We start from the raw sequence: 13,001 nt of genomic DNA on the forward strand, positions 1-13,001 counted from the left end.
CTCCTCCCACAGTAAGCACAACTATGTTCAATAGTACCATAGAAAATCATTCCAATACAAACAATAACCACCTCGGAAGCAGGCTGCCGATCAGCTTTCATAAACTGCCGGTTTTAACACTCCGATGTAAGGCAGATTGCGATAGCGCTCAGCATAATCAAGTCCGTAACCCACTACAAACGCGTCAGGAACTTCGAAGCCTACAAAGTCTGCTTTGATGTCCGCTTTTCTTCCGCTTGGTTTATCCAAAAGGGTAACAATCTTTATTGATTTTGCTTTACGGTATCGGAAGAGCTCTACTAGATAACTTAAGGTTAACCCACTGTCGATAATATCTTCAATAATTAAGATGTCCCGGCCCTCTACAGATGTATCCAAATCTTTAATGATTTTTACTTCTCCAGAAGAAACCGTAGAATTTCCGTAGCTTGATACATCCATGAAATCCATTTCCAAATATGTATCAATATGTTTGATAAGATCCGCCATAAAAGGAAGTGCCCCTTTTAACACACCGATTGCCAACGGAAACGTATCTTGATACTCGCTCGTTAATTCTGCGCCTAACTCTTTTACTTTCTCTTGTATCTCTTCCTCTGAGATCAGTACTTTCTCGATATCATGTTTCATCATGACTTTGCTTGCCCCCTACACTTTTCATGCTGTCTATATTGTAATACAATGCGGTCGCTGTTTGGAATCACAAGATCTTCAAAAATTGATTTTTTCAAGCCCGGTATCCAGATAATTTCACCGCTTGCGTCAGTTACAATCGGCCAGTTGTCTCTTTCTCGGAGAGGCAGTTTCTTATCAATAAATATATCCTTTACCTTTTTCGAGCCATTCATCCCTTTTAGTTTGATCCGGTCTCCAGCTTTTCTCGTCCGAATCGTTAAGGGAAATCGCACTTTTTTTTCACTTGTAATAAAAACAGCATTCCCATGTTCTTCAGGCGAATCCGCACAATGCTTTGCCTCTATCAGAAATCCATTTGGAAGCACTGCCGTTTCATCAGCAGCTCCGCTTATTTGGTATTCAAAGGGAACATTTTTGCACTGCCATTGTTCAAATGTAAACAAACATGTCTGATATGATTTGACCACCTTCAGCCCTTTCGGAAAGTCTAATACTCCTGAAGGACCGCTCTTTTCCACCCAATCAAGAAACTGCTGAATGTGATGAGCTGAAAAGGATGATGGAACGTTTTCATAAAGATAGTTTAATATTAGTTGAACTCCTCTTCTTTGTAAAGGCATCGGGAGGGCAAGCAATTGAGAGGAATTGATTTCAACTGATGTATTAGACTGGCTTGTGATTACTTTATTCATTTCATCTTTCGTTAATGACTGTAGGAATTGCTCATCTTCCGTCAGTGCCTCACTCACTTTCTGAAACCTTTTATGCACATCCGGCGACTCCTGTTTCAAGAACGGGAGCACTGTTTTTCTGAATCTGTTTCTTGTGTAGTCATCTGTGGCGTTGCTTGCATCCGTCCGGTAGCTCAAGCTGTTTTCACGGCAGTAATGAAGGATCTCTTCCTTTGTAATGGTTAAGAACGGCCTGATGATCCGCCCCGTCCCAAAACGTCTGGCCGGTTGCATTCCCGCAAGTCCAGCGCCAAGCGTGCCCTGGGCCAGTTTCATAAGCATCGTTTCAATTTGGTCATCACCATGATGCGCAAGTGCCAGATAGTCCGCTTGATGCTTCAACATGATGTCCTCAAAAAACTGGTAGCGGCAATCACGCGCCGCAGCCTGCTTATTAAGCCCTTTTTCCCGCGCATATGCGGTTACATTGATTTGAGCCGTTTCGCACGCGAGCTGTTCAGCTTTACAATAAGCTTGAACAAAACGCATGTCTTCCTCAGATTCTGCGCCCCTGAACCGATGGTCGACATGAGCTGCTATAATTTTTGCTGAACGGCCGCATAACGTATGCAGTACGTGAAGAAGAGCCATTGAGTCCGGACCGCCGGAAACGCCTACAATGATTGTCGCCCCTTTTAACGTAAGATTGTGTTTGTTTAAAAAATCTTTGACACTTTTCACACTGTCCTCCTCACAATGAGCAGGTTTTTTAAAGATATTCATATCCTATCACTTTCAATCCTTCCAAGCAAAGAAGAAGCATAGGCTTTGCAGTTTGTGCCATTCAGATTAAGAAAAAGATAATATAGGCGAAGTAAAGCGCCAAAACGCTGATCACGATAAGCGTTGTTTCAAATAATCCCCCCGACTTAACCGGCTTCTGTTTAGGAGTATATCGCGTCTTCGTTACTCTTCCTTGGCGCGGTTTTTGCTGTCCTTGACTTGGGGCAGGCTGCGGCGACGCTTTTACAGCTTGTTTTCTCTGTACTGCTTTTTGCCCCGCATCGAGCATATCCTTCTTCATTTCATCTGCGGTTTGATAATCACCGTTTAATGCTGAAAAAAGCACTTTTTTATACTTTTTCAGCAGAGGGTGCCCTTCGATTAGAGACCTAAGCTGTTCCTTGGGCTGGTTTGTTTTCTTGAATTCTTTTTTATGCACACTGTTGATCATAATCATGGCAACTGCAAACAAATCGTAGGATGGTTCTGCTTTTCTTGTTCCATACCCCCAATACCCTCTGTCGTAAAACTCGGTATACTCTTTTATCGCCCGGCCTTCCTTTGTTGTGCCGCCTACATCAATGCAGCGGATTCTTGCGGGCGGACCGGTTACGATCAGATTATCAGGTTTAAGATCGCCGAATATCCATCCTTGCTGGTGAAGCACCGATAAGCTGGATAACAATTGAATCATCAATACCGGTATCCATTCCGCTCCTTTATCACTGACATAATTCAATAGCAGCGGGCCTTTTATGTATTCCATTGCATAAAACGAAACTCTCATATTGGCACTGGGGATATAGGTATCATCCGTATCAAAAAAAGAAGGCCCCATCATAACGGACTGGGCCTTTGAGAAAGATTTTAAGACATTCACTTCAGAAGTAATAGACAAGCTGTCATCGCTCACCTTTAAGGCAACATGTCCATCTGATGCTTCTGCCAAATACACAATTCCATTGGCCCCTTTTCCAAGCTGTTTACGCAATGTATAAGTGTTTCCGTTCCACTTGCCTTTGATTGTTGTACCCGGCTTAAGGTTACATGCCAAACTCGTCAAAGCGTCGTTCATCATCTGCCAGCATGCTCCTTCTTGAGCGGATTTTTTCAAATTGCTGCGTCGCTTCCCGTATCGCCGGACCTGTCGGCGTAATGCCGCCTGTCGAAAGCTTTGCAAAGAGTGTGGAGAGAGATTGCAGCTTTGGTGTCCAGTTCAGCACAAGCTCGGCCTCTTGTTTTTTCCCGGGAAATATACACATCGCAAATTCGTTATTCCCGATTCGGGAATTGAGGCTGACAGACAAATCAATCAGCGCCTCTTTTACTGTAGGAAGCTTAGGCGTCATACTTGCGCTTGTATCAACAAGAACCAAAACCTGAAGATGCACCGTTTCTCCAAGCTCGTCTACCACTTCCATGACTTCGCCGCGTTTTTCGGGAGAAAGCTCCTCCATTTCCACATTCTTTCCGAGAATTTGTTTCAGCTCTTGATTGACTACACCTTGTAAGGTTTGCGTCATTGCTTTTTTTGTTACCATTTGAACGGTTTGTGAAAGCTGAGATGCATAAACGACCTGATGTACGCCGCCTCCGGCAAGCGCAATCCCTTCGACTTCCTTCATTGCCTCAGGGTCAATTTGATTTTCTTCCATTATACCTATGACATTTACCGTAATCCCCTGCTCTTTAGCAAAAGCAGCCATTGCAAGAGGGTCTTCCCCATGATTCGAGCAGCCATCCGTTATCAGCAAAATTTGATTTAAATGTCCGTTATTCACATTCATTCCTCCTGGAGAATACGAGGATTCTCAGATTCATATATTCCCATCTTCGCCAGAAGAAATTTGATTTATACGGAAGCGTTATGAAATTTCTTGTTTGTTTTGAAAGATGGCCGGAACAGGGATGGATGCCCACTTCGGTGTATTGTGGTCAATCCGGACGACAACAACTGTCATATCGTCCTCAATTTGGCCGGATCTCGTGCGGATGACTTCCTCCATGAGCAAATCGGCAATCTCCTGCGGGTCATTTGTTTTTAACCCTTTCATTTTGCGTTTCATCCATAAATCGTGATTTTCTACATGCTTAGGGCCCTCAAATATGCCGTCACTCATCATAATCAAGAGATCACCCGCTTTCAACTGCTCACTCACAACCTCCACATCGAATTCATTAATAATACCGATTGGCAGATTGCTCGCTTGCACTTTCATTACCTGGTCGCCCCGTTTGATAAAGCTAGGCGTCGATCCGACCTTCAAGAATTTACAGCTGGCATCTTGAAGATCGATAATAGAAAGGTCAAGCGTGGAGTATATCTCGTCAGTGGTCCTCAAGGACAGGATGCTGTTGATCGTTTTAATTGCTATTTTTTCATCAATGCCGGATTCAAGGATTTTCTCAAGTAGCTTGATCGTTTCATTGCTTTCGAAGTGCGCCCTTGCGCCATTGCCCATTCCGTCACTGATTGCCGCCGCATATTTTCTGGCTCCTAGCTCCATCATGCTGTAGCTGTCGCCGGAGACAAGACCGCCGCCCTTCGCAGCGTGAGCCGCTCCTGTAGACACCCTGAATGACTTTGTTGATCCAAAGGCGACATGACTGTATCCATTCGGATGCGGAGAGTGCTGTTCGGCTTTCACAAGTATTTGTTCTTCCAGAATGTCAGAAAGCATAGGAGCAATGATTTTTTCACTTTCTCCATGTCCGCTGAAAGGAATGGTCATTTCGATATCGATATTCCCTTGTTCAAGACTATAGATCTCCACATGCTGAATTTCGATTCCAAAATGCTGAAGCGCCTCTATGATTTGCTCTTCCTGCAGAAAGTGCTGTTCCCGCTCTCTTTTTATTTCCCGAGAAAAGTCTGCCATGACCTCAGAAACACCTAAAAGCTGTTCAGCTACAAGGCGCCTGCTGTCCTGCACTTTTTTCTTAAGCGTCAAATGGGCATGATGATAAGCGAGTTCATCCTCAATCAGCTCTTCAACCTGCTTTGATTTAGAGCAATACTGATGAAACTCTTTTTTCAGCCTTCGGTTTGACGCATATTCTTTTTCTTCTGTTTCAAGCATAACTTGTTTCATTAAGTCATATGTTTTATCAAAGTTCTGTACCCAGCACCTGTTTTTCTTGTAGCACGTTTGACAGGAATGCTCCGTGATCTTGCTTAAAAACAAATCAACTTCGCTGTCATCTGTCTGTTCGTCAGATGCTTGGTAAAAGGTTGCAAAGCTTTCGGACAGCGCGTGGAATACATTGGAGAATTGGTCTACCTTTTGAGCAGTGACATCTCTGATTTTCCTGGCATATTGCTGCTGCTCTTGAAGATGCTCCACAGTTCCCGGAATATATCTCGCCACTTTCTTTGTAATCGATTGAGGTGTAAGCAAAAACAGGCCGACTGCAATTAATGACTCATAGAGCGTTGTCATCAGACCAGCAGAGCCTTCACCATATAAAGAAATAAGAAGTGATCCAACGATCAGCCCGATTGCTGCGCCTGCCTTTTTTCCTTCCTTCAGCAAACCGCCTAATAAACCGGAGAAAGCAAGCAGACTCATTTGATAGAGGTTTCCGATATTCGCCAAGCCAAGAATCAGACCGGTCACGACACCAACCGTACAGCCAATGCTAGCTCCGCCAATAAAGGAAAAACTCAATACGACATAACGAGCCAGTATATGTTCTGCCTGCATCCCTTGGTAGGACAAGCCGGCAAGCCCCGTCAAGACGGAAGCAATGAGTATCATAAAGCAAATGATTTCTTCTATTTTTAATGATTGTTTTACTTTTTTTACAGTGAAAACCGGAAGGCTCTGAAGGAAGATCAGCGTCAAAATAAAGGATAGTCCAGCTTCAACGACAGCCATCACATAATCATAGGTTGTAAATGCGCCATTTTGAGCGTAAACGAAACCGGCTCTTGCTGCAGTCATGGAGAAAAACACGACGATCGGGAGTGCTTTCACGCGATCATCGGTGATGAAGGAGGCTACTTTAGAAAATACGAAGAATGCCAGCAATGCTGCTAGTATGAGCAATGAGTGCTTCGGAGAAATGGTCAGCGCACCTGCAAGCACAGCCAGCACCGCATAAAGCGCCTTGTCTCTTCTGATAAGAAGCATCGCTCCAAAGAAAGGAAGTGCGAAAGGAAGCACCTCGGATAATATGAAAGCCCGTCCAAGCAAAAATCCGATGACGACATAAATGAATCCTTTATAGAAAAACAGTGAATGCAAATGATGGGTCACCAGCTTCGTGCCCCTGTTAAAAAAAGATTGGAGTTTCTCCAAGGCTTGTCCCATCATTGGCCCGTTCACTCTTCTTTCTGCTTTTTCCATTCCTCTCATCTCCCACCTGTTATATTCGTTGCCTGTCATTATAGCGAAAGCACAGATAGGATTTTGTCAAAAGAAGGTAACAATACCAAAGAAATCTTCGACGGTTTCTGCCTTGATATTCGTTTATCAAAAGAATTTCTGGAATGTTGTCTAAAAATGAAAAAAATCGGCTTCTGCAAGAGAAACCGATTTTTTTAGGATGACCCGTACGGGATTCGAACCCGTGTTACCGCCGTGAAAGGGCGGTGTCTTAACCGCTTGACCAACGGGCCAAACAAATATGGTAGCGGCGGAGGGGATCGAACCCCCGACCTCACGGGTATGAACCGTACGCTCTAGCCAGCTGAGCTACACCGCCATAATGTTTGGTGCTTCTAAGCACAAGTTATATAATACAAAGGTTTGTCCTTTTCGTCAACAGAAACTTTAATGTTATAATTTTCTGACTTTTATAGCGGGTGAGGATCATAAAAAAAGCATCCGCCGGGATGAACGGATGCTTCATTTTATTTAATAGAAAGCAGCAAGTTATCCTCTTCTTGCTCCGCGCCCTCCACGTTTTGATTCCGTATTGCGTTTTAAAGATGACAAGCGATCTTCGCTGTCTTTTAAAAACTTATTCATTTTCTGTTCAAAAGATTCTTTCGGACGGAAATCATTTCTAGGTCTGGCTTGCGGACGGTCTTTAGCTTTTTTAATAGATAAACCAATTTTCCCGTCTTTTTCAACGTTGATGACTTTCACTTCAACTTGGTCGCCGACTTTTAAGTGATCGTTAATGTCTTTGACATAGTTATCAGCTACCTCACTGATGTGAACGAGACCGGTTGAGCCTCCAGGCAATTCAACAAATGCTCCAAAATTTGTAATACCTGTAATTTTCCCTTGCAACTTGCTGCCAACTTCAATCGACATAAAAAAAGTGCTCCTCCTTAGGCTTATAAAAAGATCGTTTGCTTAATTATACCTAAATAAAAATTTAAGTGTCAACAAGGCTACTTGCTCTTCTTCTCCACATTGAAGATAATTTCTCCGTCTCCAGACATGAATAAGTCCCTTCTGGCAAGCTCTGTGACGTAATCCTCATCTTTCAATTTGGATATTTCTTCTTTTAAATCCGTTTGTTTTGTCTTTAAACTTTTCAGTTCTTTTTCAAGCTGCTCTTTCTTTTCTTCTTTTGCGCTAAGGGAAGATGTTTGGGTCCACAAAGAGCTTGCCAGCACAATTGCCGTCAGGAACACTAGGGCGCCGAATACAGTCAACCGTCTGTACAGCCCTTTGCGTCTTCTTTTCTTCAGCTGGTTCTGCCGCTCTACTTGTTCTTTATAGTCGTTTTGTATTTCAGTTATCGTTCGTTCTCTGGAAAAATTCAAATCAGACGGTCCTCCTTTCATCTCTTCAAAAAACGTGTAATGGTCGTTCTTATGGTTACCAATAGTTTCTTCTTCTTTTTGAGAAATCCTGCACCTTTTTCAAAATAACGTCTAAAAGTTAGACGCATCTTTACAGGAAGAAGTTTCAAACATTGTTTTGCGATAAAACGGATCGGAAAACACAGAACCATGACTGTTTTGTATAGACACGACAAGAGAAAAAAGATTAAGCGGTATATTTTCTTTAAAAAAGATGCCGCTAGCCAGATAATCGCTCCGCATGTCCACACCACAGGACGAAATAACACGTGCTGAATGAGTTTTTTGAAGAATTGATAAACAGAAACAACAAAGTAAATGACGAATTTCAGTATTTTTATATAGATTCGTTTGCAAAGGCTCTGATACGTCGCAAACCCCAGCAGAACCGCTAAAAAGATGTATAGCCTGAATTCTCCCTCATTTACATGTAGCAAGACATAAAAGAAAAGCAGCCCTTGCACAATCCAGAAAAGTATATCATGAATAAATAATAGCCATCTGGCTGTTTTGGCACGAATGACAAAGAGCCGGTATGTATCAAGCGATGCCCCAAGCCAGAGGCCCATACCGGACATCGCCAGCATTGTATAGAATTGTGTCGTTAGCGTCATTTAAACAACTTGCTAAAAAACCCTTTAGCTTTATCCCCTTGTTGTTCGTCTAAGTAAACTAAATCAAATACCCTGCCTTTAATAGAAACAATCCCTTTTTCAACATCTAAATTTTTCATTTGGAGGTTTGCGCCTCTAACTGAGAGCATTCCCATCACCGTTTCCAGCAGGAATTCTTCATTATCAAAGCTCTCCACATGCTTCACTCCAGAAATATCTAAATGCTTCCGGCCTTTCATTGTCACATCATGTTGTTCCGGAACAGACGAAGAATCTTTTTGATCATAATATGAATTCATCTATTCAGCCCCCATATCCTCGATACTTTTAGCATTATTACTGCATTGTATGAGGTGGGGGATTTTTTTAGAACAAGCCTATTCGCCGAGTTTTTCTTCCTTTAGGATTGTATACATGTTTGCAGCTTCTTCTTTTTTCGTCGTGTCTTTTAACTCATTTACTTGAACCGTTACAAGCTTTTGGCCAAAGCGGACCGTTAACTCATCTCCCGGTTTTACGTCAGAGCTTGCTTTGGCCTGGTTTCCATTAATAGCGATCCGTCCCTGGTCAGCTACTTCCTTTGCTAGCGTACGTCGCTTAATCAGCCGTGATACTTTTAGAAATTTATCTAATCTCATATTTACGATCTCCTCTCAGTTTCTTTTGCTTTATTCCACAGTTTGTCCATGTCCTCAAGAGACATATCAGACAGCTCGATACCCTTTCCCTTCGCTGTTTCCTCAATATACGAGAACCGTCTCCGGAATTTGTCATTGGTCATGGCCAGCGCTTCCTCAGGTTCTATTTTGTAAAAGCGAGCTACATTCACAAGTGCAAACAAAATGTCACCAAACTCAGCCTTGAGATTCTGTTCATGAGGATCTTCAGAAACCTCAGAAGAAAATTCCTTCATTTCCTCACTTACCTTTTTCCAAATATCACTGACGTCTTCCCAATCAAAACCAACCTTTGCTGCTCTTTTCTGCAGTTTAGCAGCTTTCGAAAGAGCTGGTAGGGTTTTCGGCACGCTGTCTAATAACGATGCTTCGGATGTGTTTTTTTCGGCTTTTTTTATGTCTTCCCAATTTGCCAAAACATCATTTTCATCCTGAACCTTAACATCTTTAAACACATGGGGATGTCTTCGGACCATTTTTTCACTGATCCCTTTTATGACATCATCAATTGTGAAATAACCTTCATCTTCACCAATTTGCGCGTGAAGTAAGACTTGAAGCAAAACGTCGCCAAGCTCTTCGATCATATGGTCTGTGTCTTCTTCGTCAATTGCTTCGAGGAGTTCATAACACTCTTCAATCATGTATTGTTTTAATGACTGATGCGTCTGCTTTTTATCCCACGGACATCCATTAGGCCCCCGAAGCTCTCTGATAATGCCTCGGAACGCGGAGAATTCGTGATAAAGCAGCTTCTCTTCTTTAATCGGCGGAATATAAACACTTGTTAAGTTATTCAAGGCGACATTACGGTCCAGCTCAAATAAAGGCACTGTCTGGATCCTCTCGTCACGGCTCCCAGCCGCAGTCACGATCACAACCTCATAATCATCAGGCAGCTTCTCCATCAATGTCAGCTTGACTTCAGAAGCGGTCATTTGGTCGTAAACCTGACAAATAATCAGGTGATGCTTGAGCTCAAGCTCATCTGCAGACAACGTGCCGGCATCCACAAATTGAAAACCTTCAATTGGATCGATTTGCAAGGCATTGAATGTGGCATCAAGAAAGCTTTGTCCACCCGCGACTTTCACTTGAACATTTTCCTCTTCCTGCCGCTCTGTCAGCAGCTGCACTGTTTTTTCTGCGACAAAAGGGTGTCCCGGTACAGCATAAACCACGTCCTCACGCTGTGCCTCCTCAAAGAGGATGTCTGCGATTTCCTCATATACCGCATCGAACTGGTCATGTTTCTCATATATATCGTCAAAAAAACAGATGTTCTTCGTTTCTTTTTCAAGCTCCTTAATTAAAGGGTGATCCTTGGTTCTGACATACAGCGTATCTGCCTTCGTCAGCAGTCTATGTATACCAATTGTCAATTGGTCCATGTCTCCGGCACCAAGCCCGACGACTGTAATATTACCCGGCATTTTGTTCTCTCCTTCTTATGATATTGCTTAACTTGCTGCCAAAAGGCACACTGTTCAGCTCTTCATCTGTAAATATTTCCAATTTCATCATACAATAAATAAACACCATGCCACCAATGGCAACAGCAGAAAGACTCTCAATCACAGCCGCTCCTCGTCCTGCTGCAGGGATCAAGAAAGTCCAGAGGCGCATATACGCAAGCAAGACAGCCGACATCAAAAGGGCAGATCCAATGAGCGGAATTAAAATGCCACTGAGCTTATCGAGCCATTCTTTTTGCCGAAGCTGATACAAGTTAAGGCCGGCGACAGCCGCAAAGGAAACCGCTGTTGCAAGTGATGCACCTTCAATCCCATAGTGCGGAACCAAAAGAGTGTTTAACACCCATTTCACTGCAACGCCTGTGCCTACTGCTATCGCAGGAAAAACTGTGTATCCCGCACCCTGCAAAACGGCAGCTGCTGTAACTGCCAAGGATGCAAACAATATAGAGCAGCTGAATACCTGTAACGCAGCTGTCCCTTCTCCATTTTGAAACAGCATGATATTGACCGGCTCAAGAATGCAGATCAATCCAGCCGAGGCCCCTGTGCCCAGGACAAGACATAGTTTTAAAGAAGATGTTACTTTTTCTTTCATGATCTTCAACTCTTTGTTCTTTACGGCCTTAGAAATATAAGGAACGAGTGACGTCGCAATACTTACCGCGAAAACTGAACCGAGCTGCAGCAAGGGCTGTCCCCGATCATATATCCCCTTTAAGCGTTTCGCTTCTTCGCTTGCCTCACCATCCGAGAGCAGAGCATATAAATTCAAAGCATCAACAAGCTGGATAAACAAAAGAAGCAAACTGCTCACACAAATTGTAACCGAATATAAAAGCAGTTTTTTCGTCAATTCTTTTGTAGTTATGACATTTTCTTTTTGCCTTTCCGTTTGGTTGTCTCTTTTCATTTTGAACCAAAAAAATCCGAGTATGAACAACGCAACGAAACTTCCGGCAAGAGACCCGGAAGCGGCTGACGCCCCTGCGGTATAGAGTGAAGCCCCCTGTTTGACGAGCCAAAATGATAAGCCCAAGAGTACCACAACCCGCAGAAACTGCTCTGTCATCTGCGATAAGGCTGACGGGAGCATATCTTGCCGCCCTTGAAAACCGCCTCTAAGCAACGCGACAGGAGGGAACAGCAGAAATGCAAACGCAGTCACTTGAATTAACACGGCGAGATGTGAGTCTCCCATAAAAAGTGCGATTGGAACAGCACCCATATATAAGCAAAGAAATAATAAAACACCGATAACAGACAAAAACAACGCTGATATTTTCAATATGGTGTGATGGCTTTTTTCACTATAATCATTCATCAGTTTTGAAATAATGACCGGAAATCCTGATGTGGACAGCATGACCGCAATACCAAGAAAGGGATATACCTGCTGATATATATAAAATCCAACATCGCCGACAATGTTTTGAAACGGGACTCTGTAAACGGCGCTTAGTATTTTTGAGATGACGCCTGCAAGAATTAAAACAAAAGTCCCCTGCCAAATCCAATGCCGTTTAACGCCTATTGAATCGTCCATCCAAAAGCTCCTTCCCAACGTCAGGGGCAATACGGTTCACGTATTACCGCGGCACAAATAAAAACGAGGTTATTATACCATATCCAACCCTTGGAATCCTTTTTGGGCATGCATGAAAAAAAACAGCTTCCCAAGGAGAGCTGTTCTTTTCAAACCTATTTTCGATAAAAGGAATAAGACCTACTGTTCCATTTGACGAGCCAAAAATCCAGCTGCTGTCTCAACGGCTTTATGCTCTACTTCGCCCATTGTCTGGTCCTTTGAAAAAATCACCACGGCGCCTATCGGATCGCCATTCGCCACAATCGGGCCGACAGTATATGAATTCATATCCTCATCTATACCATTAACAAGCTGTACTGATTTTGCATCACTCTCAAGCACGGAACTGCGCTGATCCATTGTTCTTTCCAGCACTTCGCTGATCGACTTGTTTAAATAATCTTTTTTCGAGCTGCCCGACACGGCAATATATACATCACGGTCACAAATCAGCACTGAATGGCCGAGACTGTCATAAAGCGCGTCTGCATACTCCTTAGCAAAGTCTCCAAGCTCACTGATCGGAGAGTACTTTTTCAAAATCACTTCTCCGTCACGATCTACAAAAATCTCAAGCGGATCGCCTTCCCTGATTCTCAGAGTTCTGCGAATTTCTTTAGGAATGACGACCCGACCTAAGTCATCAATACGACGTACGATACCGGTTGCTTTCATCTCTGGTGCCTCTCTTTCATTTGATGGTATATACATGTGGGAAAGACCTAAAGCAGTTACTTTATGCACCTTCCGCCTCGCTTGAGATTAGTATCCGTCACATCAAATGTAATATACACCA

General features: G+C 43.2%; 13 protein-coding genes and 2 tRNA genes. All 15 read right to left on the minus strand.

Features of this window, described 5'->3' with window-relative positions; genetic code table 11:
- Positions 1-90: 90 nt before the first annotated feature.
- Positions 91-633 (minus strand): hypoxanthine phosphoribosyltransferase, encoded by a 543-nt coding sequence (hpt, locus tag Q3W56_RS17590; RefSeq protein ID WP_019713025.1) that lies wholly within the window; start codon positions 631-633, stop codon positions 91-93.
- On the minus strand, positions 630-2,048 hold the full coding sequence (tilS, locus tag Q3W56_RS17595; RefSeq protein WP_019713024.1) for a tRNA lysidine(34) synthetase TilS: 1,419 nt from the start codon (positions 2,046-2,048) through the stop codon (positions 630-632). The genes hpt and tilS overlap by 4 nt, the downstream gene beginning before the upstream one ends.
- Before the next feature lie 103 nt (positions 2,049-2,151).
- A complete protein-coding gene (gene prkT, locus Q3W56_RS17600) occupies positions 2,152-3,168 on the minus strand; it encodes a serine/threonine protein kinase PrkT (RefSeq protein ID WP_302896327.1) in 1,017 nt (338 codons plus the stop codon).
- Positions 3,134-3,871, minus strand: coding sequence for a vWA domain-containing protein (locus tag Q3W56_RS17605; RefSeq protein WP_019713022.1), 738 nt, complete (start codon positions 3,869-3,871; stop codon positions 3,134-3,136). Before Q3W56_RS17605 ends, prkT begins: the two co-directional genes overlap by 35 nt.
- Before the next feature lie 84 nt (positions 3,872-3,955).
- Positions 3,956-6,439 carry a stage II sporulation protein E gene (gene spoIIE / locus Q3W56_RS17610; protein WP_302896328.1) on the minus strand — a complete coding sequence of 828 codons (2,484 nt, stop codon included), beginning with the start codon at positions 6,437-6,439 and terminating at the stop codon, positions 3,956-3,958.
- 200 nt (positions 6,440-6,639) lie between these two features.
- Positions 6,640-6,711, minus strand: a tRNA-Glu gene (locus Q3W56_RS17615).
- Positions 6,712-6,720: 9 nt separating this feature from the next.
- A tRNA-Met gene (locus Q3W56_RS17620) sits at positions 6,721-6,797 on the minus strand.
- Positions 6,798-6,967: 170 nt separating this feature from the next.
- A complete protein-coding gene (locus Q3W56_RS17625; RefSeq protein ID WP_003218379.1) occupies positions 6,968-7,354 on the minus strand; it encodes a S1 domain-containing RNA-binding protein in 387 nt (128 codons plus the stop codon).
- 80 nt (positions 7,355-7,434) lie between these two features.
- Complete coding sequence (gene divIC, locus Q3W56_RS17630) at positions 7,435-7,812, minus strand: cell division protein DivIC (RefSeq protein ID WP_302896329.1); 378 nt, start codon at positions 7,810-7,812, stop codon at positions 7,435-7,437.
- A gap of 17 nt (positions 7,813-7,829) precedes the next feature.
- Positions 7,830-8,465 carry a spore cortex biosynthesis protein YabQ gene (gene yabQ / locus Q3W56_RS17635; RefSeq protein WP_302896330.1) on the minus strand — a complete coding sequence of 212 codons (636 nt, stop codon included), beginning with the start codon at positions 8,463-8,465 and terminating at the stop codon, positions 7,830-7,832.
- The gene (gene yabP / locus Q3W56_RS17640; protein ID WP_302896331.1) at positions 8,462-8,764 is read right to left on the minus strand and encodes a sporulation protein YabP; all 303 of its coding nucleotides are present in this window, start codon (positions 8,762-8,764) and stop codon (positions 8,462-8,464) included. The genes yabQ and yabP overlap by 4 nt, the downstream gene beginning before the upstream one ends.
- Before the next feature lie 78 nt (positions 8,765-8,842).
- Positions 8,843-9,103, minus strand: coding sequence for an RNA-binding S4 domain-containing protein (locus tag Q3W56_RS17645; RefSeq protein WP_003218370.1), 261 nt, complete (start codon positions 9,101-9,103; stop codon positions 8,843-8,845).
- 2 nt (positions 9,104-9,105) lie between these two features.
- Positions 9,106-10,575: a bifunctional methyltransferase/pyrophosphohydrolase YabN gene (gene yabN / locus Q3W56_RS17650; protein ID WP_302896332.1), complete on the minus strand. Its 1,470-nt coding sequence runs from the start codon at positions 10,573-10,575 to the stop codon at positions 9,106-9,108.
- Entirely contained in the window at positions 10,565-12,163 is a 1,599-nt protein-coding gene (locus Q3W56_RS17655; protein ID WP_302896333.1) for a putative polysaccharide biosynthesis protein, read from the minus strand. Before Q3W56_RS17655 ends, yabN begins: the two co-directional genes overlap by 11 nt.
- 180 nt (positions 12,164-12,343) lie before the next feature.
- Entirely contained in the window at positions 12,344-12,880 is a 537-nt protein-coding gene (gene spoVT / locus Q3W56_RS17660; protein WP_302896334.1) for a stage V sporulation protein T, read from the minus strand.
- Positions 12,881-13,001: the final 121 nt, after the last annotated feature.

It is taken from the genome of Bacillus sp. C28GYM-DRY-1, from assembly GCF_030519405.1.
GTDB lineage: Bacteria > Bacillota > Bacilli > Bacillales > Bacillaceae > Bacillus > Bacillus spizizenii_A.